Annotated in this window: 24 protein-coding genes; 7 read left to right on the top strand and 17 right to left on the bottom strand. The window is 71.3% G+C overall.

Features of this window, described 5'->3' with window-relative positions:
• From E1285_RS27825 to E1285_RS27810, 4 genes are all read right to left on the bottom strand, one after another.
• The coding region (locus tag E1285_RS27825) for a hypothetical protein (protein ID WP_132157199.1) at positions 1-2,729 on the bottom strand (2,729 nt) is incomplete at its 3' end.
• Positions 2,730-2,921: 192 nt separating this feature from the next.
• Positions 2,922-3,125 carry a PspC domain-containing protein gene (locus E1285_RS27820; RefSeq protein ID WP_132157197.1) on the bottom strand — a complete coding sequence of 68 codons (204 nt, stop codon included), beginning with the start codon at positions 3,123-3,125 and terminating at the stop codon, positions 2,922-2,924.
• A 173-nt stretch (positions 3,126-3,298) separates the two neighbouring features.
• Complete coding sequence (locus E1285_RS27815; protein WP_243723089.1) at positions 3,299-3,985, bottom strand: HAD family hydrolase; 687 nt, start codon at positions 3,983-3,985, stop codon at positions 3,299-3,301.
• Positions 3,982-4,632 (bottom strand): MBL fold metallo-hydrolase, encoded by a 651-nt coding sequence (locus E1285_RS27810; protein ID WP_132157195.1) that lies wholly within the window; start codon positions 4,630-4,632, stop codon positions 3,982-3,984. The genes E1285_RS27815 and E1285_RS27810 overlap by 4 nt, the downstream gene beginning before the upstream one ends.
• Before the next feature lie 106 nt (positions 4,633-4,738).
• On the opposite strand from E1285_RS27810, the gene E1285_RS27805 reads away from it, so the two are divergent.
• From E1285_RS27805 to E1285_RS27795, 3 genes are read left to right on the top strand one after another with little or no spacing between them, the layout of a single operon-like run.
• The gene (locus E1285_RS27805) at positions 4,739-5,806 is read left to right on the top strand and encodes a phosphotransferase family protein (RefSeq protein WP_165966789.1); all 1,068 of its coding nucleotides are present in this window, start codon (positions 4,739-4,741) and stop codon (positions 5,804-5,806) included.
• The gene (locus E1285_RS27800; protein WP_132157191.1) at positions 5,803-6,918 is read left to right on the top strand and encodes a hypothetical protein; all 1,116 of its coding nucleotides are present in this window, start codon (positions 5,803-5,805) and stop codon (positions 6,916-6,918) included. The genes E1285_RS27805 and E1285_RS27800 overlap by 4 nt, the downstream gene beginning before the upstream one ends.
• Positions 6,919-6,956: 38 nt before the next feature.
• Entirely contained in the window at positions 6,957-7,172 is a 216-nt protein-coding gene (locus E1285_RS27795) for a hypothetical protein (RefSeq protein WP_132157189.1), read from the top strand.
• Between the two features lie 69 nt (positions 7,173-7,241).
• Here the strand turns inward: E1285_RS27795 and E1285_RS27790 are convergent, their stop codons facing one another.
• The 4 genes from E1285_RS27790 to E1285_RS27775 all read right to left on the bottom strand — a co-directional run bounded on the left by E1285_RS27790 (position 7,242) and on the right by E1285_RS27775 (position 10,584).
• Complete coding sequence (locus E1285_RS27790) at positions 7,242-8,234, bottom strand: RNA-guided endonuclease TnpB family protein (RefSeq protein ID WP_132157187.1); 993 nt, start codon at positions 8,232-8,234, stop codon at positions 7,242-7,244.
• Between the two features lie 205 nt (positions 8,235-8,439).
• The gene (locus E1285_RS27785; RefSeq protein WP_131882376.1) at positions 8,440-8,739 is read right to left on the bottom strand and encodes a Fe-S cluster assembly protein HesB; all 300 of its coding nucleotides are present in this window, start codon (positions 8,737-8,739) and stop codon (positions 8,440-8,442) included.
• 107 nt (positions 8,740-8,846) lie between these two features.
• Entirely contained in the window at positions 8,847-9,806 is a 960-nt protein-coding gene (locus E1285_RS27780; protein WP_132157185.1) for an LLM class F420-dependent oxidoreductase, read from the bottom strand.
• 10 nt (positions 9,807-9,816) lie between these two features.
• On the bottom strand, positions 9,817-10,584 hold the full coding sequence (locus tag E1285_RS27775) for an SDR family oxidoreductase (protein ID WP_243723088.1): 768 nt from the start codon (positions 10,582-10,584) through the stop codon (positions 9,817-9,819).
• Positions 10,585-10,799: 215 nt separating this feature from the next.
• Here E1285_RS27775 and E1285_RS27770 point away from each other — a divergent pair, with 215 nt between their 5' ends.
• Both E1285_RS27770 and E1285_RS27765 read left to right on the top strand, forming a co-directional pair.
• Positions 10,800-11,273 (top strand): OB-fold domain-containing protein, encoded by a 474-nt coding sequence (locus tag E1285_RS27770; RefSeq protein WP_132157181.1) that lies wholly within the window; start codon positions 10,800-10,802, stop codon positions 11,271-11,273.
• Positions 11,270-12,460, top strand: a complete 1,191-nt coding sequence (locus tag E1285_RS27765; protein ID WP_132157179.1) for a lipid-transfer protein — start codon at positions 11,270-11,272, stop codon at positions 12,458-12,460. Before E1285_RS27770 ends, E1285_RS27765 begins: the two co-directional genes overlap by 4 nt.
• Positions 12,461-12,502: 42 nt before the next feature.
• On the opposite strand, the gene E1285_RS27760 is transcribed toward E1285_RS27765, so the two are convergent.
• From E1285_RS27760 to E1285_RS27725, 8 genes are all read right to left on the bottom strand, one after another.
• The gene (locus E1285_RS27760) at positions 12,503-14,134 is read right to left on the bottom strand and encodes a serine/threonine-protein kinase (RefSeq protein WP_132157177.1); all 1,632 of its coding nucleotides are present in this window, start codon (positions 14,132-14,134) and stop codon (positions 12,503-12,505) included.
• A gap of 124 nt (positions 14,135-14,258) precedes the next feature.
• On the bottom strand, positions 14,259-14,630 hold the full coding sequence (locus E1285_RS27755) for a hypothetical protein (RefSeq protein ID WP_132157175.1): 372 nt from the start codon (positions 14,628-14,630) through the stop codon (positions 14,259-14,261).
• 302 nt (positions 14,631-14,932) lie between these two features.
• Entirely contained in the window at positions 14,933-15,403 is a 471-nt protein-coding gene (locus tag E1285_RS27750; protein ID WP_207946861.1) for a MarR family transcriptional regulator, read from the bottom strand.
• Positions 15,404-15,649: 246 nt separating this feature from the next.
• Positions 15,650-17,227 carry an acyl-CoA synthetase gene (locus tag E1285_RS27745; RefSeq protein ID WP_132157173.1) on the bottom strand — a complete coding sequence of 526 codons (1,578 nt, stop codon included), beginning with the start codon at positions 17,225-17,227 and terminating at the stop codon, positions 15,650-15,652.
• Positions 17,228-17,270: 43 nt separating this feature from the next.
• Positions 17,271-18,428 (bottom strand): thiolase domain-containing protein, encoded by a 1,158-nt coding sequence (locus E1285_RS27740; protein WP_132157171.1) that lies wholly within the window; start codon positions 18,426-18,428, stop codon positions 17,271-17,273.
• Positions 18,421-19,473, bottom strand: coding sequence for a thiolase domain-containing protein (locus tag E1285_RS27735; RefSeq protein WP_132157169.1), 1,053 nt, complete (start codon positions 19,471-19,473; stop codon positions 18,421-18,423). Before E1285_RS27735 ends, E1285_RS27740 begins: the two co-directional genes overlap by 8 nt.
• On the bottom strand, positions 19,473-20,411 hold the full coding sequence (locus E1285_RS27730) for an OB-fold nucleic acid binding domain-containing protein (protein WP_132157167.1): 939 nt from the start codon (positions 20,409-20,411) through the stop codon (positions 19,473-19,475). Before E1285_RS27730 ends, E1285_RS27735 begins: the two co-directional genes overlap by 1 nt.
• Complete coding sequence (locus tag E1285_RS27725; RefSeq protein WP_132157165.1) at positions 20,401-21,960, bottom strand: acyl-CoA synthetase; 1,560 nt, start codon at positions 21,958-21,960, stop codon at positions 20,401-20,403. The genes E1285_RS27730 and E1285_RS27725 overlap by 11 nt, the downstream gene beginning before the upstream one ends.
• Positions 21,961-22,114: 154 nt before the next feature.
• On the opposite strand from E1285_RS27725, the gene E1285_RS27720 reads away from it, so the two are divergent.
• Positions 22,115-22,927 carry a crotonase/enoyl-CoA hydratase family protein gene (locus E1285_RS27720; protein ID WP_132157163.1) on the top strand — a complete coding sequence of 271 codons (813 nt, stop codon included), beginning with the start codon at positions 22,115-22,117 and terminating at the stop codon, positions 22,925-22,927.
• 78 nt (positions 22,928-23,005) lie between these two features.
• On the opposite strand, the gene E1285_RS27715 is transcribed toward E1285_RS27720, so the two are convergent.
• Complete coding sequence (locus tag E1285_RS27715; RefSeq protein WP_132157161.1) at positions 23,006-24,343, bottom strand: cytochrome P450; 1,338 nt, start codon at positions 24,341-24,343, stop codon at positions 23,006-23,008.
• A gap of 103 nt (positions 24,344-24,446) precedes the next feature.
• On the opposite strand from E1285_RS27715, the gene E1285_RS27710 reads away from it, so the two are divergent.
• Positions 24,447-25,063, top strand: a 617-nt coding sequence (locus E1285_RS27710; RefSeq protein ID WP_132157159.1) for a TetR/AcrR family transcriptional regulator, incomplete at its 3' end; no start/stop codon positions are given.

The raw sequence follows: 25,063 nt of genomic DNA, 5'->3' as shown, positions 1-25,063 counted from the left end.
CCCTCCAGGGGCGGCAGGGCGGGGCCGGGAGGGCCGACCAGAATGATCCGGGGGGCGAGCCAGAGGAGGAAGAGGGCTTCGGCGCCGGCCTGGTGTTCGCCGTCCACGATCACGACGTCGAAGGAGCCGGGCTCCGGCGGGACGGTCTCGGGGATGCGCCAGAGCGGGAGGATCCAGGCGGGGACGACGTCGGACGGGGCGCCGGGCGACGCGGGGACGGCGTCGAGGGCGGCGGTCCGGGCGCGGGCGGCGGTGAGGTCGGCGCGGATGCCCCGGAGGCGTTCCTCGGCCTTGGACAGGTCGGCGCGGAGGCGTTCCTCGGCCGGGACGGTCTGCCGGGACGCGTTCCGGGCCCATCCCCAGGCCTCGTCCCAGCGAGGAGTGCGGGTGCGCCAGGACTCGTCGCCATCGGTGGCGATCATGAAGTTGGCGAGATCGGGGTGGACCGCGCGGACGCGGGCGAGGAGTTCTTCGCAGCGGATCTGGCGGGAGCGTTCGTGGCGGGTCTCGGCGAGGGCGCCGAGGGCGCGGCCGTAGGCGGCGGCGTCGCGGGCGTCGATGGCGTCCAGGGCCGCCTGGAGTTCGGGGGGATCCTCGTCGTCGACGGGGCCGATCGAGTCGCGGAGGGCGGCGAGGTCGGCGGCGGCGCGGCTGACGCCCAGGCCCTCCAGGGCGTTGCGGAGGGCGGTGACGTAGCCGTGCCACTGGTGGGGGTGGCCGAGGGGGACGCTCAGGTCGGAGCGGTCGAGCAGCTGCCTCGTCTCGTTCACGGCGGCCATGGCCTCCCGGATGCGGGCGAGGCGGGCGTGGGCGCGGACGAAACGGGCGACGCGTTCGGTGGGCGGGAGGTCGGCGGGGAACGAGATGCCGGCCGCCTCCCACACGTACTGGAGCTCGCGGCAGGTGATCCGCACCATGAGGTCGGTGTGGACGAGGTCGAGCAGTTCGGGTGTGGTGGGCGCGGCGCCGTCCACCTTCACCGTGGCGAGGAGGGGCTCGGCCTGGCGTTGCGCGGAGGAGCGGAGGGGGCCGCGTTTGAGGGCGCCGCCGCCGGCCAGATACGCGCGGAGGTCCTGGGCGGCCGCGGCGAGGCCGCGCAGGTCCGCGTCGGCGGGGAGGTCGATCCGGTGGCCGCCGATCTCCGCCAGTGCGCCTTCCGCCCATGCGGCGCGGGCCGTCATCTCGCCGACCCGCGACCAGATGAGGGGGCGGCGTTCGGCGAAGGCGTCGCCGAGCGCCTGGGCGGCGAGGTCGGCGGGGTTCCAGCCGCTCGGGTCGCCGTCCAGGCCGAGGTCGCGGAGCGCGGAGGCGACGACGGAGGCGTTGCCGTCGAGGCGGGCGAGGAAGGTGACGTCGGTCTCGCGGAGGCGCTGGGACAGGTCGGTCTTGGACCGCTCGGCCCGTTCGGCCGCCGCGGTCTCCGCCTCGATCAGCGTGCGGACGTAGGCGGAGCTGGGCAGCGCGCCGGGGTCGACGTCGCGCTGCTCCTTGCGGGCCTTGCGTTCGGGGGTCTCCTCCGCGAGGAGGGCGACGAGTTCCGCGGCTTCGGACCGGGAGATCGGCGGGCTGGGCGGCATCCCGGGCCGCACCGGCATCCATGCCAGGTCGGGGGCCTCGGCGCGGAGACGTTCGCGGCCGCCGGGGTCCCGGCCGGCGCCGTCGCGGAGGCGCTCGCCGATCTCGGTGACGTACCGGGCGGCGGCCTTCTCCTGCTCCGCCAGCTCGTCCAGGTCGGGGGCGTCGCCGCCGAGGATCCCGTCCGCCGCGGCGCCGGCCACGGCCGGGTCGGCGACCGTGAGGTCGGCCAGACCGGGCGGGAGCGCGGCGCGGAGCGCGCCCGACGCGGTGGCGCCGGACGTGGCGACCAGCACGCGGTGGCCGCGGGTGAGCAGCCCGGCGAGCAGGTCCGGGACGGTCTCCGGCGCGCGTTCGGGCACGTGCATGACGTGTGCCTTCTTGGACGGCGACACGAGCCGCGCGAAACCTTCGGGGACGCCTCCGGACAGGTTGCCGAGGAGCGCGGCGTGGTAGTCGGCGACGGCGCGGCGGCCCGCCGGGCGGACGACGAGGGCGGGTGCGAGCCGCAGGTGCGGGACGGGCGAGGGGGCGTCCGCGCCGGGCGCCCAGTCCTCGCGGTAGTCGGCGGGCGTGTTCAGCGCGATGGAGCACCATTCGCGCAGGACGCCCCCCACCGAGGTGTTCAGCCCGAAGCCCTGCCCGGCGTGCACGGCGTCCGACACCCGGTCGGCGGGCCGGTAGCCGGGATGGCCGGACAGCAGGTCCCGGTCGCGCAGGGTCGTGGGCCCGGCGAGGACGACGTCGACGCGGTCGGTGCGCTCGTCCACGACGATCCGCACGGGCGTGTTCAGCAGGTGGTCGTGGACGGCGGGCCGCCAGGCGAGCAGGCCCGTGGCGAGCACCACTTCGTGCCCGGCGAGGTCGCGCAGGATCCGGTACCAGTTGCGGAGTCCGAGCCAGCCGTCGAACTCGTCCAGCACGACGGGGGGCGTCAGCGGGATGACCGGCACGCTGAACAGGACGTCGCCGGGCCCCGCGTCCGTCTCGACGTAGACGTCGCCGGGCAGCTCCGCCAGCCAGTGGACGTGGTCGTGCCCGGCCAGGTCGCGGGACGGTCGCCGGCGAGCTCGCGCCAGGTCGCGCAGGAACCGCAGCAGCCGCGCCGCGTGTTCGGACTCGCGTGCGCCGGGACCCGGTCCCTCCTCAGGCACCGCGGCTCCTTCCCTTCCCGCGGGGAACGGACCTTTCACCGCACCGGCCGTCCGCACGGGTCCGCACGGGCGGAGCCCGGACGCTCGGCCGGATGGAACCGGATGGAACCGGATGGAAAAGGTCCGATGGTGGTGCCACGATCTAACACCTCCGGACGGGCCCGGCCAAGCGCTATCGATGATCTTGCGCGCTCAGCGGGTGCCCGCCAGGTGGCGCTCCTCGTTCGGCATCATCACCCAGAGCACGATGTAGACGACGAACTGCGGGCCCGGCAGCAGGCAGGACAGCGCGAACAGCAGCCGGACGGTGTTGGCGGACATTCCGAACCGGCGGCCGAGGCCGGCGCAGACACCCGCGATCATCCGGTTGCCGTGTGGACGGTAAAGGCCGTTCATGGGTTCTTCTCTCCCCGAATCGCCGAGTTGTGAACGTGGTCGCGGTTTGCGTCCACGTCCCCCACGCTACGGACCGGGGCCGCGGCGCCACATCCATCGTCCGGACTGTTCCGTCCCCTCCCGCGGGATTAGGGGATGCCCCTTAGGGGGTGTGCAGCCGGGCCCGTCGACCGTCAGGCGGCGTTGCGGTCGTTGTGGTCGGCGACGAGTCTCGGGAGGGCGGCCAGGTCGTTCAGGACGAAGAGGCAGCCGCTCAGCGCCTCGTCGTCCTGCTGGATGTGCCCCCACGGGCCGCGCCGCAGGAACGCCGCCTGCATCCCGAACGCCAGCACCGGCCGGACGTCGTTGTCGATGCGGTCCCCCACGTACAGGACGCGGTCGGGGAGCACGTCGGCGAGCTGCGCGCAGCGCTCGTAGAACTCCTGCGCCGGCTTCTGGACGCCCCACACGTCGGAGATCCCGACGACGTCGGCGTCCAGCCCGAGGGCGGCCATCCGCCCGGCCGCCTCGACCGGCTGGTTGCCCGCGATCCCGACGTAGAGTCCCTGGTCGCGCAGCCCGGACAGGCAGGCGCGCGCGTCCGGGTACAGGTCGTCCGCCCCGAACCCGTTGGGGACGCCCGCCTCGGCGCGGCGGCGCTCCTCCTCCTCCAGGTCGAAACCCGGCCGGAAGTACTCGAGGAGGTCCATGTGGGTGCCGCCCGTCGCCAGCAGCGCGCCCAGCTTGGCGAGGAACGTGTGCCTCGGCACGCCCAGCCAGTCGGCCCAGCGCCCGTAGATCTCCCCCTCGTTGATCAGCGTCTCCCCGATGTCGAGGAAGACGGCCTGGACGGGACGGGGGGTCTGCAGGTCGTCGGTCACGTGCGGGCCAGGTCTACCGAGGCGCCCGGGGCGATGCGCGTGAACTCCTTGCCGAGGTCCTTGCCGGCGCCGTTGAGGAGGTTGTTCATGACGCTGAGGCCGATGTCGTTGAGCAGGCCGTCATGGATGGCGAAGGCGCGTCCCGGGTTGACGGCCCGCGCGTACTGGTAGAGGTCGACGGCCTTCATCCAGGGCGCGTTGCCGGGCAGGCACAGCGTCGGGACGGGCTCGGACGGGACGGTGAGCGCGTCCCCGGGGTGGAAGAGCTCACCGTCCAGCATGAAGCCGACGTTCGGGATCGGCGGCAGGTCGGGGTGCAGGATCTCGTGGTCCTCGCCGTAGACGTGGACGTCGAATCCCGCGACCGTGACGGCGTCGCCGTGGCCGACCTGGTGGACGCGCCCGCCGAGGTCGGCGAGGGTCTCGGCGACGACGCGGGACGTCCACACCTCCAGCGAGGGGCGCTCGGCCATCGCGGCGCGCAGGGCGTCCGCGTCGAAGTGGTCGAAGTGCTCATGGGTGATCAGGACGGCGTCGGCGGAGGCGAGGGCGCCGGACGCCGCGCTGAACGTGCCGGGGTCGATGACGACGGTCCGGTCGTCCTTGGTGATCTGGACGCAGGCGTGTCCGAGCTTGGTGAGGCGCATCGGGCGATTTTTTCACGCCGGGCGCCCGTGCCCATTGACCACCCCCGCACCCGTTGATAGAACACGTTCTAATTCGGGGCGCGACCCGGCGCAAGGAGGCGGCGCGATGCCCGTTCCGGACCAACGTGACTCCGAGCTGACGCGGCGCGGCCTGGCGGACTGGCTCGGCCGGCGTCTGCCCGGCGCCCGGATCCCCCATCTGGAGACCCCGCAGACCAGCGGCTTCTCCAACGAGACACTGATGTTCGACGCCGAGTGGACCGGCGGCGACGGCACGCCGCACAGCGAGGCCTTCGTGGCGCGGGTGGCGCCCGCGAAGTACCAGATCTTCCCCGAGCCGCGGTTCGAGGAGCAGTACCGGCTGATGCGGATCCTGCACGAGCGCACGGCGATCCCGGTGCCCCCGATCCGCTGGTACGAGCCGTCCGAAGACCTGCTCGGCGCCGCGTTCTTCGTCATGGGCCGCATCGACGGCCGCGTCCCGACCGACATGCCGCCGTACCACATGGACGGCTGGGTGACCGAGATCCCGCCCGACGAGCGGGCCGCGATGTGGTGGTCCACCCTGGAGATCCTCGCGGACCTGCACCGGCTGGACGTCCGCGACCTGGGCCTCGGCTTCCTCGACCAGCCTGCCTGGGGCGCGCCCGGCCTCGACCAGCGGCTCAACTACTACGAGCACTACCTGCACTGGGCCTACAAGGGACCGCAGGAGACCGCGCTCAAGGCCCTGGAATGGCTGAAGGCCAACCGTCCCGACGAGCCCGACGACCCCGTCGCGCTCTGGGGCGACGCCCGCATCGGCAACGTGATCTTCCAGGCGGGGGTTCCGGCGGCCGTCCTCGACTGGGAGACGGCGGTGCTCGGCGCCCCGGAGGAGGATCTCGCCTGGTTCATGTTCATCGACCGCCACCACTGCGAGGGCGTGGGCGCGGCACGCCTGGACGGCTTCCCGTCGTACGCGGAGACGGTCGCGCGCTACGAGGAGCTGCTCGGACGGCCGATGCGGGACATGGCGTACTACGAGATCCTCGCCGGCTTCAGGTTCTCGGTGGTCATGGCCCGGATCGGGCAGGCGATGATCGACTTCGGCTGGATCGACGAGACCGCCGACTTTCCCTACAACAACAACTGCACGCAGCTGCTCGCTCGCATACTGGAGGCACGTCCGTGACGCTCTCGCCCCTCGACGACTACCCGGTCCACCAGGCACCCGAGGTGATGCGGCACGTCACGACGTCCGACCGCAACTTCTACGACCGCTACTACTTCAACGTCCACCCGTGCTCCGACGAGATGATGATGCTCATCGGGATCGGGCAGTACCCGAACCTCGGGGTCATGGACGCGTTCGCGCTCGTGCGGCGCGGCCCGGCGCACAAGGTCGTCCGCGCGTCCCGCGAGCTGGGCGCCGACCGCATGAACACCACGGTCGGCCCGTTCCGCGTGGAGGTGCTCGAGGGCCTGAAGCGGCTCCGGGTCGTCCTGGACGAGAACGATCCAGCCGCAAGAGAACACGGCCTCGCGTTCGACCTCACCTGGGAGGGGTCGGTCCCCGCCACGCTGGAGGCTCCGCACTACCTGCGCTGGCAGGAACGGGTCGTGTTCGACTCGCGGCGCATCGCGCAGACCGGCCGCTGGACGGGCACCATCACGGTCGACGGCGAGACCATCGACGTCACCCCCGACCACTGGTGGGGCTCCCGCGACCGCTCCTGGGGCATCCGTCCCGTGGGCGAGCCGGAACCGCCGGGCATCCAGGTCAACAACGCGGGAACGTTCTACTGGCTGTACACGCCGATGCAGTTCGAGGACCATTCGATCCTCTGCATCATCCAGGAGGACGAGAAGGGACGCCGCGTCCTGGAAGAGGCCACCCGGGTCTGGCCCGACCGTGAGCCCGAGTACCTCGGCCGTCCCGAGTACATCCCCGTGTACGCGGAAGGCACCCGCGACGTCATCACCGCCACGCTCCGGTTCGCCCCGCCCGGCGGCGAGGCGTTCGAGGTCCGCGCGACGCCGATCCTGCCCGTCCACCTGATGGTCGGCACCGGCTACGGGCTGGAACCCGACTGGAAGCACGGCATGTACCAGGGCCCCGACCTCAAGGTGCAGGGCGTCGCCTACGACACCCGCAAACCCGACGACGCCGCCCGCATGTGGGGCATGGTCGACGCGGTCGGACGCTACGAGTACGCGGACGGCGCCCAGCCGACCGACGTCACGACGGGCTACGGCCTCTACGAGTACTGGGCGCTCGGCCCCCACCCGTCCTTTCCGGAGTGATGGAATCGCGCAGCCGCCGGTCTGGGAGACTTGCGATCGTGACGACCCCGCCCTCGCCCGACCCCCCGGACGCGGGACGGCCGTCCCGGAAAGAACTGGACCGGCAGTTGCGCGAACGCTATGCAAACTGGCACGACCAGCCACGCGGCCTTGCCTGCGCGGTGATCGCCGCTTTCATGATCCTCACCACCGTGGCCTTCCTGTTCGCGGTGGTGGCCGTCGTCATGGCGATGAGGTCAGCTTCTCAGCCGTGAACGGCCGAGCTTGCGGCTAGGTTCCGGCTGGCTGCCGGGGTGCCTGCCGCGTCCAGCACCCGGCCCCGGTCAGGGGTCGGGTGCAGGGGCGGATGACTGCCGCCCCGCGTCCCACGCAGCAACCGCCCGGTGGGCGATGTTGCGGGAGGCGTTGAGGTCTGCGTGCGCAACGACGCCGCAGCCCCGGCAGACGAACAAGGCTTGGCTCACCCGGTTGCGGCGGCTGCAGTGGCCGCAGTCGGCGCACCTCTGCGAGGTATGGGCCGGGTCGACGAACACCACGGGGATTCCGGCGCGGTGGGCCTTGTAGCAGATGAATGATGCGAGCTGGGCGAACGCCCAGGAGTGGAACGCGGCCCGTTGGGGCCTTCGGTGCCGTACCCGGGAGCGGATGCCCGTCAAGTCTTCCAGGGCGATCCCGTACCCGGTGCGTTCAGCCTCGGCCACGATCCGTTTCGACACACAGTGGTTGACATCGGTGGCGCGCCGCCGCTCCCGGCGGCGCTGCCGCTTCAGCACACGCTTGGCGGCCTTGGTCCGTTTGTGCTGCAGCTTGCGGCGCAGCGCGGCCTGGCGGGCCCGGTGCCGGTTCAGCCCGCGCCCGGCCGCCCGGTACCCCGACGAGGTGGTGGCGATGTTGGCGATGCCCAGATCCACACCGACGAACCCACCGGGATCGGCGTTCAGGGGCTCCTCCGGGACGTCGACGGTGACCAGCAGCAGCCACTTGCCGTCCCGGTGCAGCAGGTCCGACTCGCCGCGCGGGGACTCGGCCAGTGTCTTGCGTGTCCGGGTGGAGCAGGCGAAGGCGATGTCCTTGCACCGGCCCCGGGTGGTCCAGATCGACACCGTCCCGGCGTCGGGCGCGATCGACAGGTTCCGCAGGTCGAACGGCTGCGCCGCCTCCGGCCGGAACACGATCGGTTTGCCCTTGGCGCGGGTGCGGCGTTTGGAACCGGGGCGACCGAGGTTCCCGGCGCGGAGGTTGGCGTGCAGGGACTCGGCCAGCGCGGCGGCCTGGACAGCCGTCGGCAGCAACCTCACCTGCACCGCCAACTTCATGGCGTGACCATAACATTACCCACCGACAGCGCGTGCCTTGCACAACAACCGGCTCAGGCGGCGCTAGCGCCCCCGTACACGAGGGAAGCGATTCCTCCCGGCACTGAACGTACCGGGGTTCCTCGCTAGAAGATCGCTGAAAGCCGGGGCGACCGACCTCGTCGGCGCCCCGGCTTCGCAAGCTCGTGTCAAGCCCGCCCCGGGTCTAGGCGGGGGTTCCCTCTGATCCCTCGGCGATGGTGAACGCCACGTCTCCCTGCGGGTCGACCTGGGCGTCCAGGGTCTTGTCGTCCAGCATCTCGGCGACGCCGGGCTCCAGGTACACCTTGGCGCCCTCTTCCTCGACGACCTGGTCACCGGCTTCGGGGGCCGGGGCGACCGAGAGCCGCAGGGCGTCCGAGCCGTCGAGCCCGGACTCGATGCGGATGCCCGTCTCCGGCGGAAGCTCCGGGTTCGCGGTCACGGTTCTTATGACCTGGACGGCACCGCTGGTCAGCGTGAGCACGATCAGCTCCTCACGTCTCTGTCTTACTTGGATCGGATCTGCCCCACCCTCCCCGATCCTCACGCCGGTAAACCCCGGGACGTGATCGGATGATCTCAGCCCGCCACTCAGCCCGCGCTGGGGGCGAGGGCGCGGACGGCCTCGGCCCCGGAGAGGCCGCCACCTGGGACCACGGCCAGGACGGGCGTGGTCAGGCCGCTGTCGACGTACTCGCGGACGCGGGCGCGGCACTCGGCCGGGGACCCGTGCACGATCAGGTCGTCGACGACCTCGTCCGGGATGACCTCCAGGGCCTTCTTGCGGTCGCCGGCCGCCCACGCCTCGTTCATCGGGCGCAGCGCCTCACCGCGCCCGAGCCACTCGTGGAACGCGCGGTAGACGGGGACCGTCATGTACGCGGCGATCATCCAGCGGCCGATCGCGCGGGCCTCCTCGGCGTCGCCGGTCGGGCAGACGAACAGCCGCGCGATCAGCTCGGGCTCGTCGCCGATCTCGCCGCGCACCGTCCGGACGTCCTTGGGGGCCAGCCAGTTGGTGATCGCGCCGTCGGCCTCGCGGGCGGCGAGCCGCAGCATGCCGGGACGCAGGGCCGCGAGCACGATGGGCGGCGGCGTCTCGGGCACGTTGTCCAGCTTGAAGCCCTTGACGGCGAAGGTGTCGTACTCCTCCTTCACCTTCTCCCCCGCGAGTGCCTTGCGGAGGAAGCGCAGCGTGTCGCGGGTGCGCTTGTAGGGCTCCTCGAACGGGATGCCGTTCCAGCGCTCCACGATGGTGTCGGACGAGGTGCCGATGCCCAGCACGAACCGTCCGGGCGCGAGGCCGGCGAGCGTCGCGGCCTGCTGCGCCAGCAGCGCGGGGCCGCGCGTGTAGACGGGCACGATCGCCGGGCCGAGGCGCAGCCCGGGATCCCACTGCGAGGCGAGCGCCAGCGGCGTGAACGCGTCGGTGCCGTTGGTCTCGGCGGACCAGGCGTCGGTGTAGCCGAGCCCGGACAGCTCCGCGACGATCTCCTTGTGCTCGGGCAGCGTGAGCCCGGTCATCGGAATGGTCAGTCCCCAGCGTGACATGTTGCCCTCCTCAGGCGACCGAGGCGCGGATGGTGGCGCCGCCGTCCACGACCATGGTCTGCCCGGTCATCCAGGACGACACGTCGCCGGCGAGGAACACCGCCGCGTGGGCGATGTCCTCGGGTTCGCCGAGCCGGGCGAGCGGCATGTGCTTGCTGATCTGCGCCTCGTTCGGCTCCCACAGGGCGCGGGCGAGGTGGGTCTTGACCAGGCCCGGCGCGATGCAGTTGACGCGGACCTTCGGCGCCAGCTCCATCGCGAACTGGCGGCTGAGGTGGATGACGGCGGCCTTGGTGGCGTTGTAGTAGCCGATGCCGTGCTCGGTGATCATCCCGCCGACGGAGGCGATGTTGATGACGGAGCCGCCCCGCTCGGCCATGGACGCCCGCAGCGCGAGCTGCGTCCACTGGACGATCGCGAACTGGTTGACCTCGACGGTCTTCGCGGCGGCGGCGGGCTCGATCTCGGCCATGGGGCCGTAGTAGGGGTTGGTCCCGGCGTTGTTGACCAGGATGTCCAGGCCGCCGAACTCGGCGACGGCGGCGTCCACCGCGGCCGCGGCCTCGTCGGCGTGGCCCACGTGCGCGGCCTTGGCGAGGATGCCCGCGCCGGGGTGCGCCGTGCCGATCTCCTTGGCGACCTCGTCCAGCGCCTCCTGCTTGCGCGAGGAGAGCACGACGTTGGCGCCCTCGGCGGCGAGGGCGGTGGCGATCGCCTTTCCGATACCCCGCGAGGCCCCGGTGACCAGGGCCGTCTTCCCCTCAAGTCCAGTCCGCATCCGCACTCTCCCTACGTGTTCGCAGCCTGTGGGCAGTCTGGGCAGAATTCGACTCGGTTCACTGTACCGAAGTGACTGACGAGTCAGTTACCTGGCTCCGCCACTCCGCCCGGGGACCGCCCGGGGGCCGCCGGTCCCGCTCATCGGACGGCAATCTTTCTAACGATCGTTAGATTGATACGCTGCGCCCGGTACCGGATGAGGGAGGGAGCCGAGTGGCCACGACCAAGGAACGCCGTCCGGCGATCGAGGGCTGGTTCACCACCGGGAACGCCACCACGGGGGACACCGGGGACGGCGGCGTCCGGCTGCTGGGCACCCGCTGCTCGTCCTGCGGAACGCCGTACTTCCCGCGCAACGAGCTGGCCTGCCGCAACCCCGGCTGCACGGGCCCGAAGGACGGCTCGGAGCTGGAGCCCTACGCCCTGTCCGGACGCGGCCGCGTCTGGTCCTACGCCGACTCCCGCTACAAACCGCCTCCCCCGTACGTCTCCCCCGACCCGTTCGTCCCGTACACGGTCGCGGCCGTCGAACTCGAAGCCGAGCGCATGGTCGTCCTCGGCATGGTCGCCCCCGGCACCACCGTCGACGACCTCGAAGTCGGCATGGAGGTCGAACTGACCGAAGGCGTCCTCTACGAGGACGACGAAGCCGAGTACACCGTCTGGATGTGGAGGCCCCTGCGATGAGCCGCGATATCGCCGTGTTGGGTGCCGGGATGCATCCGTGGGGCAAGTGGGGGCGCAACTTCGTCGAGTACGGGCTGGCGGCGGCGCGGGCCGCGCTGGCCGACGCGGGCATCGCGTGGCCGGACGTCCAGTACGTCGCGGGCGCGGACACCATCCGCAACGGGTACCCCGGGTTCATCGCCGGCGCCACGTTCGCGCAGGCGCTCGGCTGGTCGGGCGCGCGGGTGTCCAGCTCGTACGCGGCGTGCGCCTCCGGGGCGCAGGCCATCGACAACGCGCGTGCGCGGATCCTCGCGGGCCTGTGCGACGTGGCGCTGGTCGTGGGCGCGGACGCCGCGCCGAAGGGGTTCTTCAAGCCCGTCGGCGGCGACCGTCCGGACGACCCCGACTGGCTGCGGTTCCGGCTGCTCGGCGCGACCAACCCGATCTACTTCGCGCTCTACGCGCGCCGCCGGATGGCGATGCACGGCGCGACGCTGGACGACTTCGCCGCCGTGAAGGTGAAGAACGCGCGGCACGGGCTGGCGAACCCGAACGCCCGGTACCGCAAGGAGGTGAGCCTGGAGGACGTCCGCGAGTCCGCCGTGGTCGCCGACCCGCTGCGCCTCCTGGACATCTGCGCGACCAGCGACGGCGGCGCGGCCCTGGTGCTGACGTCGATGGACTTCGCGCGGCGGCACGGCATCACCGACCCCGTGCGCATCCCGGGGCTGTCGACGGTGACGCCGACGTTCCCCAAGACCGTCCTGGACCTGCCCGACTTCGCCACGGACTCGGCGATGACGGCCCCGGAGCCCGAGCGCCCGTTCCGCTCCGCGATCGCGCACGCCGCCTACGAGGAGGCGGGGATCGGGCCGGAGGACCTGTCGCTCGCCGAGGTGTACGACCTGTCCACGGCCCTGGAGCTGGACTGGTACGAGGACATCGGCCTCTGCGAGCCCGGCGGCGCCGAGGAACTGCTCCGGTCCGGCGCCACGACGCTCGGCGGCCGCGTCCCGGTCAACCCGAGCGGCGGGCTCGCGTCCTTCGGTGAGGCGATCCCGGCGCAGGCCATCGCCCAGGTGTGCGAGCTGACCTGGCAGCTGCGCGGCCAGGCCGAGGACCGCCAGGTCGAGAACGCCCGCGCGGGCATCGCCGTGAACCAGGGCCTCTTCGGCCACGGCTCGGCGGTCATCACGGTCCGGTGACCATGTGACCGGCCCGGCGATTCGGCCAGGCCGTGTTCGGCCTTAGGCGGCCGTGAAGCCGTCGCAGCCGATGTAGACGGCGTCGCCGTTGGAGTGGACGTGCAGCCAGACGATCGTCCAGACGCCCGCTCGCAACTCCGGGTCCGTACCGGCTCCTGAACCGTCCCACACGAAGTCGTCCGGGAAGGTGAGCTCGACCCCGGACGGGGCGGCCGGGTACAGATGCGGCTTGCTCTGCATCCATCCGGGTCCCGCGCTGCCGTGCGGTCCCGGCGGGCGGAGCTGGGCGGCGACGTAGTAGCCGGACGGCCGCTCGTACTTGAACCGCATGCTGAAGTCGACGGTCTCGCCGCTGTGCGGCCGGCGCGGAGCGGAGACCTGGAGCTGGCCGGAGAGGCTCTCGTCCTCGGGGCGGACGGCGGGCAGGCAGGTGGAGTCGCCCGGGGAGAACTCCGTGGCGCTGAAGTCCGCGGTGGGCTGCTTCAGGAAGATCTTGTCGGGCGGGCGGCCGCCGGCGCCGGGAGACCGGCCCGCGGGCGAACCGCCCGGTGCCGCGGAGGCACCGCCGTCCGCCGTGCCGCCGGCCGCCGGACCGCCGTTGGCCTGCGGCCCGCCGGACCGGGCGGCGTTCCCGCCGCCCTGGGCGTCGTCGTTGAACACCGACCGTGCGGCGAACGCGCCGCCCAGGACGACCACGACGATCGCGGCGCCCGCGGCGATGACGGCGGCGCGCGAGCGCGGGCCCGTCCCGCCCGTGGCGGGCGTCCGGAACCGCTCCGGCCGGACGAGCCCGGACGAGGCGGCGTCCGCGACGCTGGCCGGGACCGGTGGGGGCACGCCCACGCGCTCCCGGTAGACGGGATCGTCGGCGAGAGCGAACGGCGACGCCGTCTCGCCGACCAGTTCCGCCAGTGCGATCCGCGAGCCCGGCTCCTTCTCGGCACAGCGCCGGACGAGTTCGGCCACGCGCGGGTCGGCTCCGTCGAGGTCGATCTCGCCGTCGAGCGTGCGGTGGATGATGGCCTCGATGCGGCCGCCCCCGAACGGCGGGCGTCCCGTGGCGGCGTAGGCGATGGTGCCGGCGAGCGAGAACACGTCCGACGCGGGCACGGGCTCCTGCTCGCGGACGACCTCGGGCGCGACGTACCCGGGGGTGCCGTTCCACGCGCCGGTCTGGGTGATCTGCGTCTGGCCCTCGCCGCGGGCGATGCCGAAGTCGATCAGGCGCGGGCCGTCCGGGGCGAGGATCACGTTGCCGGGCTTGAGGTCGCGGTGCTGGACGCCCTGCCCGTGGATGTCCAGCAGCCCCTGGGCCAGGGCGCCGAGCAGCCGCAGGCAGGTGTCCGCCGGCAGCGGCCCGTGCTCGGCGACGGCCTGGCGGAGCGTCGGGCCGGGAACGTACTCGGTCGCCAGCCAGTACGGCGGCGCGTCCAGCCCGGCGCCGACCATCGCGGCGGCGAACCGGCTGCGCACCCGCTCGACGGTGGCGACCTCGCGGCGGAAGCGGGCGAGCGCCTGCGGGCCCTCGAAGTCCTCGCGGATCACCTTGAGGGCGATGTGCCGGCCACCGCCGGTGAGCCCCAGATACACCTGGCCCATGCCGCCCGCGCCGACGCGGGCGACCAGCGGGTACCCGCCGATCTCGGCGGGGTCCTCGGGACGGAGCGGCTCCACGTCAGCGGCGGTCCCGTCGCGCGTTCATGCCGGGCGCGTTCATGCCGGGCGTGTTCATGGCGTGCGTGTTCATGCCGTGCATGATCTCACCGCGGAGCCCCGGGAGGGAGGCGATGGGCGACACTCAGCCGGACTCGCGGGCGACGTGCAGGGCCCAGCCGATGAGGGGCGCCTGGAGCGGGAGCCGGCCGTAGGCGGCGGCGCGCATCGGCAGCGGCTTGTCGCGCCAGTCGCGGGCCATCTTGACGTTGGCGGGGTACACCGCCGCCATCAGGCCCGCCGTGGCCAGCGCCCCCGCCTTGCGGGTGCGCGGGTACGCGACGGCGGCGGCGCAGGCCAGTTCGGCGGCGCCGCTGAGGTGGGTCCAGGTCCTCGGGCGGCCGGGGAGCCGCTCGGGGATGAGCGCGTCGAACGGCTTCGGGGCGATCAGGTGCAGTGCCCCCATGCCGGCCATGAGCGTGGCGAGACGGCGGGACGCGCGCGAGGAGTCGGCCATTCCCGGATTCTGGCAGATCGGACTGTGCGTCCAATAGCGGCGGGCGCCAGAAGTGCGGCCGAAAATCCGCATTGTGACTGAAGTCACCGTCCGAAAACTGTGTGACCTGCGGCGTAGCGGTCAGGGGTCCCCTGACGCCCGATTGTCGGGAGACGTTCGGGCCGCAGACTCCAGGGACGGCCGCCGCGGCCGGGGGGACCGCCGCTGCCGTTCCTGGACCGACCCCGATCGGCTCCGGGACTGGCGGGGGCCGTCCCGGAGCCGATGGGGTGACTCCCCGGCCCGGACCACGCCGAGCGGGGTCAGGAACGCTTTCTCACCTCTTCGATGACCTGGGGCACCGCCTCGGTGTACTGGCGGACCCAGTCCAGCAGCAGGGCGATCTGCTCGTCGGTGTAGCCGTCGAGCCGCTCACGGAAGAGGCGGCTGATCGGCTCGAAGTACCGGGCGAACCGGTCGGCGCTCTCCTCGACGAGTTCGACGATCACGCGGCGGCGGTCGTCGGGGTCGCGGGTGCGCCGGACGTATCCCGCCTTCTCCAGCCGGTCGATCACGGCGGTGATGGCGCCGCCGGTCGTGATGCCCATGAGCTGCGCCAGCCGGCCGGGCGTCTGCGGGCCGTCGAGCAGCAGCGCGTGCACGCACTGCGCGTCGGTGACGTTCATGCCCGCCTTGCTCGCGGTGGCATGGTGCAGCAGCACCGTGAACATCGTGCTGCGCTGCATCGCGGACTGCAGCTCGCCCGCCAGCCGGTCGCGCTCCGGGGTCGGCACGCCCCACCCTCCCTTTCTCTGACATAGAGAAGCTCACCTCAAGAGCGACTCTGTGCCGGAGATTCTAGTGGGCGGCCACGTCACACCACCGGCCGGGGTGGGACCACGTGTGGCGAAGGCTACACGTGTGATGATCGGAGCATTACGGAACGGCCCCTACGATGTTTTCATTAGGGCCACTAACAGAGGTCCGCTCCTGGCCCCGAATCCCACGAAGGTTCGGGGCCGACCCTTTCCCGGGCTTCTCTATTTCTGCGCCTCCTCGGCGACCTGCTTCGCCCAGCGGTAGTCGGCCTTGCCCGCCGGGGAACGCTTCATCTCGTCCACGAACGCGTACGCGCGCGGCACCTTGTAGCCGGACAGGTCCTTGCGGCAGTGCGCGTCCAGGTCCTCGACCGCCGGCGGCCCACCGGGACCGGACGGCTGGATCACCGCCGCGACGCGGTTGCCCCAACGCTCGTCCGGGATCCCCGTCACCACCGCGTCGTACACGGCCGGATGGCCCTTCAGGACGGCCTCGACCTCCTCCGGGAACACCTTCTCGCCGCCGGTGTTGATGGCCTGCGAGCCCCGCCCGTACACGGCGATCGAGCCGTCCTCCTCCACGGTGGCGATGTCGCCGGTGAGCAGCCAGCGCCGCCCGTCCACCACGGGGAACGTCTTCGCCGTCTTCTCCGGGTCGTTGTAGTAGCCCTGCGCGATATGCCCGGTCCGGGCGACCTGGCCGATGACGCCCGACCCCGGCTTGACGGGCTGGAACGCGTCGTCCAGGACGGTGACGTCCTCCACGTCCGGCGCGAACCGCAGCCCCTTCTCGGGCGTCGATCCCGACACCGCCTCCGCCGTCGAGCCCGACTCCGTCGACCCGAACCGGTCCATGATCATCGTGTTCGGCAGCAGCGTCTGGACGCGGTCGCGGACGGTTCCGGTGAAGATCGCGCCCGTGGAGACGAAGACGAACAGCGACGAGGTGTCGTAGCCGCCGCGGGCCAGTTCCTCCGCCATCGGGATCGCCATCGCGTCACCGGTGATCGTCAGCGAGTTCACCTTCTCGCGCTCGATCGTGCGCCACACGTCGGCCGCGTCGAACTTGCGCGTGTAGACGAGCGTGGCGCCCATGAACCAGCCGATCCACGTGCTCAGCTGTGCCGCACCGTGCATCAGCGGCGCGACCGGCATCATGATCAGCGGGCCGCCGTTGCGGGCGTACTCCACCATGTCCTCGGGCTTCGAGGGACGCGGCAGCGTCGGGTTCCAGAACGCGAACAGGATCTGCTCGGTCGACCAGATGACGCCCTTCGGCATCCCGGTCGTCCCGCCCGTGTAGATGATGTAGAGGTCGTCGGCGGAACGCGCCGGGAAGCCCCGCGTTCCGGCGGCGTCCCGCACCGCGTCCTCGTAGGCGATCGCACCCGGGATGGACGGCGTGCCGCCCACCGCGATGAGATGCCTCAGCTCGGGCACCTCCGGGACGGTCGCCGCGACCCGGTCCTCGAACTCGACGTCGTACAGGAGCGCGACACTGTCGGAGTCCCGGTAGACGTAGAGCAGCTCGCTCTCCACGTACCGGTAGTTGATGTTGATGGGCACGGCCCGGATCTTCAGCAGGGCCAGCATCGCCGCCGCGTACTCGATGCCGTTGTAGAGCTGGACGGCGACATGCTGGCCGGGCCGCACGCCCGCGTCCTCCAGATGATGCGCCAGGCGGTTCGCGTGCTCGTCCATCTCGGCGTAGGTGAGGCGCCGGTCGCCGCAGATCAGGGCCACACGGTCCCCGATCGCGTCCGCGACTCCCTCGAACAGATCAGCGTGGTTGTACTCCATCGGAGGGCCTCCGGAGGGGTTGTCGCGCCTTTGATTTAGACAATCAGGGTTTGTCGCTTCCGACCACCCACATGGCGAAGAACTGGGCGCCGCCGCCGTAGGCGTGGCCGAGCGCGCGGCGCGCACCGTCCACCTGGTGGTCGCCGGCCTGCCCGCGTACCTGCAGCGCCGCCTCCGCGAACCGGATCATCCCGGACGCGCCGATCGGGTTCGACGACAGCACGCCGCCGGACGGGTTCCACGGGATGTCGCCGTCCATGGCCGTCGCCCCGGCCTCGGTGAGCTTCCAGCCCTCGCCTTCGCCGCAGAACCCGAGGTTCTCCAGCCACATCGGCTCGTACCAGGAGAACGGGACGTACACCTCGGCGCAGTCGAGTTCCCTGCGCGGGTCGGTGATCCCGGCGTCCTTGTAGACCTGTGCGGCGCAGTCCTTGCCGGCCTGCGGGCTCACGTTGTCGCGCTTGGCGAAGGACATCGGCTCCGACCGCATCGATGTCGCCTGGACCCAGGCGGGCTTGCCGGGGGCCTTCTTGGCGGCGTCCTCGGAGGCCAGGACCATCGCGCACGCGCCGTCCGACGACGGGCACGTGTCCAGGTAGCGGATCGGCTCCCACAGCATCGGCGTGGACTCGACGATCTCGCGGGAGATGCCCGGAATCTTCAGATGCGCGTACGGGTTCCGCAGCGCGTTCTCCCGGTCCTTGACGGCCACCAGGTGCCCGATGTGGTCGGGGGCGCCGGACTGGCGCATGTAAGCGCGGATGTGCGGGGCGAAGTAGCCGCCCGCGCCCACCACCAGCGACGTCGTGAACGGCGAGTTCACGGTCAGCGCCCATGTCGCGTTGGACTCCGACTGCTTCTCCCACGCCAGCGTGAGGACGCGGTCGTGCACCCCGCTCTGCACCAGGTTCGCCGCGACGATCGCGGTGGACCCGCCGACCGAACCGGCGGTGTGCACCCGGATGAGGGGTTTGCCGGTGGCGCCGAGGGCGTCGGCCAGGAACACCTCGGGCATCACCACGCCCTCGAACAGGTCGGGCGCCTTGCCGACGACGATCGCGTCGATGTCCTTCCAGGTCAGCCCGGCGTCGTCGAGGGCCCGCTTGGCGGCCTCGCGCAGGAGCCCCGCCATGGACACGTCCAGGCGCTTGGTCTTGTACTGCGTCTGCCCGACGCCGATGACCGCGCACGGGTTACTCATTGCTCTCTCCCGACATGACGCAGACCAGGTTCTGCTGCAGGCAGGGGCCGGACGTCGCATGGCCCAGCGCGCGGGACGCCGTCCCGGCGTGGATGCGGGACGCGGCCTCGCCGATCCGGATCAGGCCGGCGGCCATCAGCGGATTGGCCGACAGCGCACCGCCGGACGGGTTGACCACGACGTCCTCGCCAAGGCCGAGGGCCTCCCGCAGGATCAGCTCCTCGTGGCTGTACTGGGCGTGCAGCTCCGCGACGTCGACCCCGGCCGCGCCGGACTTCTCCCCCGCGATCCGCGCCGACTCCGAGCGGGTCAGGTCGCGGACGCCCGGGGAGTGCGGCTCGCTGCGGTGGTCGATCCCGGTGATCCACGCGGGCCGTTCGCACAGCTCCCGCGCCCTGTCTCCGGACGCGAGGACGATCGCGGCCGCGCCGTCGGTGTCCGGCGCGACGTCGTAGGGGCGCAGCGGCGCGATGTCGTAGCCGGCCGCCTCATCGGAGAGTTCCGCCGGGTCCGGCAGGTGCAGCGCGAACGGGTTGTCGCGCCCGGACGCCCGGGACCGTGCGGCGATCGCGCGCAGGTCGTCCTCCTTGGCGCCCGACCGCTCCAGGTAGGCACGGGCCTGCAGCGCGGCCAGCGACACCTGGTCGACGCCGAGCGGCGCCAGGTAGTACGGGTCGAGCTGCTGGCTGAAGATCGCGCGTGTGTCGCTCTGCGACGACTTGCCGAACCCGTACACCAGGGCCGTGTCGACCTCACCGAGCTGTAGCTTCACCCACGCCTCGTAGAGCGCCCACGCGCCGTCCATCTCCACATGGCTCTCGGCGATCGGCGGCCACGCGCCGACCGTGTCCAGCGCCGAGACGAACGCGAACGGCGCGCCCTGGAGGTAGTCGCACGACCCGGAGCAGGTGAACCCGAACCGCGACAGCCCGGTCCGCTCCTTGATCTCGCCGATCACCGGGGCGAGGATCTCGGTCTCCAGCAGGCCCTGGTCCTCGCCCGTGTGCTCGCTCTGAACGAAGGCGACGACGGCAACGTCACGCATCAGAGGTGGTCCTTGATCTCTTCGAAGGGCACATCGGGTTCGTCGATCGGCTCGAACCATTTGATGTTGTTCATGCTCGCGTCCCACTCCTCGCGCGGACGCCACGCCGCCTTGACCCGCATGCCCATCCGGACCTGGTCGGCCGGGATGCCCGCGACCAGCGTCAGCATCGGCACGTCGGCGCCGTCCAGCAGGACGTACCCGGACACGAACGGCACGTCGGGGGCGCGCGGGTCGGGGATGTTGTTGACCGCGAACGTGGTGAGGGTGCCGGTGTCGGGCAGCTCGACCTCTTCGGTGGTCTGCACCCCGTCGCGGGCGCACAGCCCCTTCATCGGGACGATGACGTCCCCGCACTCCGGGCACCGGTGGCCGGTGATCCGGCCCTGCGAGATGCCCTCCAGGAAGCGGTGCATGGCGCGCCCGCCCCGCAGCCGGAACTCCAGCTGCGCCTGCGGGTTGATCATCGTGACCTCGGGGCGGAAGCACTCGATGTCGCCGATCGTCCCGGTGCGCTCGGCGCGCCACTTCGGCCGGACCCGCAGCCCGGTCTTGAGGACCTTCGGCGGCTCGGCGCCCGGCTCGAACTCGCCGAGGTCGAGCGCGTGCACGAGGGCGGTGTCGGCACCGTCGGGCCGGATCAGCGCCCACGCGAAGGGACGATCGAAGGGGTGTTCCTTCGCCGGACGCGGCACCCACGACCAGGTGGTCACCGTGCCGGCGGGTCCGACCCCGACGAACTCGTCCGTCACGTCCTCGCCGGTGTCCGGGTCGTACTCGGTCGGCGGGACGAGCACCCGCCCGCCCGCCGTCCGGATGCCGACCATCCGGCCGTCCCGCAGCTCGCTCAGGAACCGGCCGATGACCGGGCCGACCGAGCGGGTGTAGCCCCCGGGGAACCCGATGACGTGGTTGGGGTCGGCCGTGTTAGATGGCACTGTCGCGGTCCTTCCAATACGGGTCCCGCAGCTTGCGCTTGAGGAGCTTGCCGTTCGGCTCGCGCGGCATCGTCTCGATGTAGTCGATGGACTTCGGCCACTTCATCTTGGCGAGCCGTCCCTCCAGCGACTTGAGGATGTCGGCCGTCAGCTCGTCGCCGGGTGCGGTGCCCTCGGCGGGCTCCACGACGGCCTTGATCTGCTCGCCCCACTCGTCGTCCGGGATGCCGAACACGGCCACGTCCGCGACCTTCGGATGCATGGTGATCTCGTTCTCGATCTCGGCCGGGTAGATGTTCGCCCCGCCCGAGATGATCATGTCGGACTTGCGGTCGGACAGGAACAGGAACCCGTCGTCGGTGAGGTAGCCGATGTCCCCGACGGTGAAGAAGTCCTTCAGGCGGTTCTTCTCCGTCTTCTCCTTGTCGCCCTTGTACTCGAACTCGACGCCGGCCATCTTCATGTAGATCGTGCCGTTCGTCCCGGCCGGGACGGGCTCGCCGTCGTCGTCCACGATGAGGATCTCGCTGATCGGCCACGCGTTGCCGACCGTCCCGGGGTGGTCGCGCCAGTCGGCGGGGCTGGCGATCGTCCCGCCGCCCTCGGTCGCCGCGTAGTACTCCCAGATGCAGTCGCCCCACCATTCGAGCATCTGCTGCTTGATCGGCACGGGGCACGGCGCGGCCGCGTGGATCGCCCACTTCATGCTCGACACGTCGTACCTGGACTTGACGTCGTCAGGCAGGGCGAGGAGCCGCTTGAAGTGCGTCGGCACCATGTGGGTATTGCTCACGCCGTGTTCCTGGATCATTCTCAGAGTGTCTTCGGCGTCCCACCGGTCCGTGTAGACAAGGGTATGACCCATGTGGAGGGCCGTGCCGCCGAACTGGGTGACGGCCGTGTGGTAGTTCGGTGAGGTGATCAGATGGGCCTGCTGCTCGCCCCCTGCCGGACGGCCCGGCGTGATGCCGAACAGGGTCAGCAGGAAGGTCATCAGCTCGGCGCTGTCGTCGGGGTCGATGCCCATCAGCGCCCGCTTGACGCCCTTCGGGCGCCCGGTCGTCCCGGACGTGTAGTGCATCGTCGCGCCGTTGGTCCGCTCGTCCGGCGCCGTGTCGGGCTGGCCCTCGACCAGTTCCTCGTACGGGCGGAAGCCTTCGACGTTCCCGATCGCGAACCGCCGGTGGGCCTCGATCTCCGCGCCGGCCGGCACGCCCTCGGCGGCGTACCGCTCGTGGACGAAGAACGCCTTGGCGTCGCTGTCGGCGACGATGTAGCCGATCTCCGGTCCCGCCAGATGCCAGTTGATCGGCGTGTAGTACCAGCCGGCCTGCAGCGCCGCCAGATACAGGACGAGCCCGTCGACGCCGTTCGGGACGAGCGCGCTGAAGCCGTCGCCGTTCTTCAGGCCGAGTGCGCGAAGCCCGTGGACGACCCTGTTCGAGCGGGCCAGCAGATCGCCCGCGGAGTACTTCGTCCCGTCCGGATCGACGGCCGCGACCCACTCGGGATCGGCCTGTGCCAGCCGCCAAAAGCCCAATGACCCCATCGGATCTCCCTACGTGAGCACGGTGAGCGCCGTCACCCGGCGGCGCCCCGGCGTCCAAAGTAGATCACGTTCTCGTTTTGCTTATCAACCCCTACCGGTAGGGCAGCGGTCTAACTAGAATCTGTTCTCGTTTGGCATCTTGAGTGGAGGAACCATGGCGGAACGGCTGCCCATCAGCACCGAGCACTGCATCGTCGAGCGCGACGGCCACGTCGTCATCGTCACGATGAACCGGCCCGAGGCGCGCAACGCGCTCAGCTCGTCCATGCTGGTGGGTCTCGCGGACGCCTGGGCCTACATGTCCGAGACGCCAGAGGTCCGCGTCGGCATCCTCACCGGGGCCGAGGGCACGTTCTGCGCCGGCGCCGACCTGAAGGCCATGGGACAGACGCCGTCCGACCCGCGCGTCCAGGAGCGCATGGCGCAGATCCCCAACTTCCACTGGAAGGGCCTCCTCCGCGAGGGGCAGCCCACCAAGCCGCTCATCTGCGCCATCGAGGGCTACGCCGTCGCGGGCGGAACCGAACTGCTGGTCGGCACCGACCTGCGCGTCGTCGCCGAGGGCGCCACGCTCGGCCTGTACGAGGCGAAGCGCGGCCTGTTCCCCATGGGCGGCTCCGCGATCCGGCTCCCCCGCCAGATCGGCTACGCCAACGCGATGGACATCCTGCTGACCGCCCGCTCGGTGACCCCGCAGGAGGCCCTCGACATGGGCCTGGTCAACAAGGTCGTCCCGGACGGCACCGCCCTCGCCGCCGCCCGCGAACTGGCCGGCCAGATCGCCGAGTGCGGCCCCCTGGCCGTCCAGGGCATCCTGCGCACGTACCGCGAGACCGAGCACCTCTCCGAAGAGGACGCCCTCAAGATCTCCGACGAGATCGGCTGGCCCGTCATCGGCTCCCAGGACGCCAAGGAGGGCTCCCTGGCGTTCAAGGAGAAGCGACCCGCCGTCTACAAGGGCGAATGACGACGTGAAGCGGCCGGGCGGCCGGGCGGTCCGGCGCCCGGCACGGTTCCGGCGCGACGCCTCTTCTGATCCGGTCTTCTAGTCCGACGTCCCCGTGGACGCCGTGGCCGGGGCGCTGTCGGGGGCGGTGAAGGAGCAGGGCAGTCGCTTGTAGCCGTTGATGAAGCCCGAGAGCAGCCGGTCGGGTTCGCCTGCGGAGATGTCGGGGAGCCGGGTCAGGAGCTCGCGGAACATCACGGTGATCTCCCTGCGGGCGAGGTTGGCGCCCAGGCAGAAGTGCGGTCCGGGTCCGCCGAACCCGAGGTGCGGGTTGGGTGAGCGGGTGATGTCGAAGACGTCGGGGTCGGCGAAGACGGCCTCGTCCCGGTTCGCCGACAGGTAGAACATGTTGATCTTGTCGCCCTTGCGGAACCGGTGGCCGTTCAGCTCGTGGTCGCGGGTCACGTTGCGGCGCATGAAGATCACCGGGGAGGAGTAGCGGACGATCTCCTCCACCGCCCCGCCGATCCGTGCGTCGAAGTCGGCCAGCAGGAGCGCACGCTGGTCGGGGTGGTCGGTGAGCAGTCTGAGGCCGTGGGCGAGCGCGTTCCGGGTCGTCTCGTTGCCGGCGACCACCAGCAGGAGGAAGAACGCCCCGAACTCGCGCGGGCTCAGCCGTTCGCCGTCGAGGTTGGCGTTGACCAGGAGCGAGGTCAGGTCGCCGGTGGGCCGGGCGCGCCGCCGGCGGCCGATCCGGGCCGCGAGCCGGTGCAGTTCCCATCCGGCCCGTGCCACCGTGCCGAGCAGCCTCATGGTGGACAGGCGGCCGAGTTTCGCCTCTCCGTCGACGTAGCGGAGGCCATCGCCGACGTACTCGGGGTCGGAGTAGCCCACGATGATGTTGGTCAGCTTGATGACCCGCCGATGGTGCTGGGCGGGGATGCCGAGCATGTCGCAGATGACCTCGGTCGGCAGCCGGGACGCCACCTCCTCCACGAAGTCGCACGGCCCGGTCTGGACGAGTTCGTCCACGATCCGCCTCGCCCGCGCGGCGATGTCGTCCTCGGCCTTGGCCAGGACCTTGGGCGTGAACGCCTTGGAGACGATCCGCCGGATCTTGGCGTGCCGCGGATCGTCCATGTCGATCATCGAGTTGAAGTACTTGTTCATCCAGTTCGGCATGTCCGCCGGGGCGGTCGCGCTCGGCTCGCTGGAGAACACCTTGGGCAGCCGGCTGATCTCCGCGACGTCGGCGTGCCGGACGACCGCCCAGTAGCCGGGGCTCCGTGGCAGGAACGGCATCTTGGGCAACTCGAAGAACTGCAGGTCGCGTTCACGCAGGTCGGCGAACACCGCCGCCCGCTCCTCCGGCGGCCTCGCCCAGAAACGCAGGTCGCTCAGGTCGGTGGGGGCCGCCTCGGCCGATGGTCCACGCACGGTTACCGCCTCTCTATCTGGTGATGGGCGCCACCAGAAAATCTGGTGTCAACTATCACCAACTTTGGCCGGGGACGTCAAGGAGTACGGCACAATCAGGACCATGAGCCAGCACGGACCGGCCACGCGGCCGTACAAGGGCGTGCCGGCGGCCGAGCGCAAGGCCCAGCGGCGCGCCGCCCTCATGGAGGCGGCCTGGGATCTGCTGGGCACCGAGGGCTGGCGGGTGGTGACCGTCCGTGGCGTCTCCGGCCACGCCGGCCTCAACGACCGGTACTTCTACGAGAGCTTCCCCGACCTGGACAGCCTGCTCCTGGCCGCCGTCGACGACCAGGCCGTCCAGGGCATGACGGCGATCCGCGCCGCGGCCCGCAACGCCCCCCGGCACATGGCCACCCGCACCCGGGCCGCGGTGTCGGCCATCTTCGACTTCCTCGCCGAGGACCCCCGCCGCACCCACGTCATGGCCCGCGAGTTCTCCGCGTCACCGGCGCTCCAGGACCGCAAGACCAAGATCATCCATGCGTTCGCCGACATCTTCATCGCCGAGGTCCACGAGCTGCTGGACGAGGTAGACCTCCCGGACCAGGATCTCCACCTCACGGCACTCACCATCACCGCCGGACTCTGGGAGACCGTCACGACGTGGCTGCGCGGAGACCTCGCCATGAGCCGCGACCACCTCATCGCCTACATCGTCGCCCTGCTCCTGGCCACCAC

The organism is Actinomadura sp. 7K507, assembly GCF_004348425.1.
In the GTDB taxonomy this organism is placed as follows: domain Bacteria; phylum Actinomycetota; class Actinomycetes; order Streptosporangiales; family Streptosporangiaceae; genus Spirillospora.
Note: the sequence above shows the minus strand (reverse complement) of the source record. Positions and strands in the feature narration are given on the sequence as shown.

Bases quoted from the DNA above. Each gene is read 5' to 3' on its own strand.
- E1285_RS27745 (WP_132157173.1), bottom strand. From the start codon at position 17,227: ATGGAGTACAACCACGCTGATCTGTTCGAGGGAGTCGCGGACGCGATC.
- E1285_RS27755 (WP_132157175.1), bottom strand. From the start codon at position 14,630: ATGGCCGACTCCTCGCGCGCGTCCCGCCGTCTCGCCACGCTCATGGCC.
- E1285_RS27765 (WP_132157179.1), top strand. From the start codon at position 11,270: ATGAGCCGCGATATCGCCGTGTTGGGTGCCGGGATGCATCCGTGGGGC.
- E1285_RS27725 (WP_132157165.1), bottom strand. From the start codon at position 21,960: ATGGGGTCATTGGGCTTTTGGCGGCTGGCACAGGCCGATCCCGAGTGG.
- E1285_RS27780 (WP_132157185.1), bottom strand. From the start codon at position 9,806: ATGTCACGCTGGGGACTGACCATTCCGATGACCGGGCTCACGCTGCCC.
- E1285_RS27775 (WP_243723088.1), bottom strand. From the start codon at position 10,584: ATGCGGACTGGACTTGAGGGGAAGACGGCCCTGGTCACCGGGGCCTCG.
- E1285_RS27810 (WP_132157195.1), bottom strand. From the start codon at position 4,632: ATGCGCCTCACCAAGCTCGGACACGCCTGCGTCCAGATCACCAAGGAC.
- E1285_RS27820 (WP_132157197.1), bottom strand. From the start codon at position 3,125: ATGAACGGCCTTTACCGTCCACACGGCAACCGGATGATCGCGGGTGTC.
- E1285_RS27740 (WP_132157171.1), bottom strand. From the start codon at position 18,428: ATGAGTAACCCGTGCGCGGTCATCGGCGTCGGGCAGACGCAGTACAAG.
- E1285_RS27805 (WP_165966789.1), top strand. From the start codon at position 4,739: ATGCCCGTTCCGGACCAACGTGACTCCGAGCTGACGCGGCGCGGCCTG.
- E1285_RS27735 (WP_132157169.1), bottom strand. From the start codon at position 19,473: ATGCGTGACGTTGCCGTCGTCGCCTTCGTTCAGAGCGAGCACACGGGC.
- E1285_RS27720 (WP_132157163.1), top strand. From the start codon at position 22,115: ATGGCGGAACGGCTGCCCATCAGCACCGAGCACTGCATCGTCGAGCGC.
- E1285_RS27790 (WP_132157187.1), bottom strand. From the start codon at position 8,234: ATGAAGTTGGCGGTGCAGGTGAGGTTGCTGCCGACGGCTGTCCAGGCC.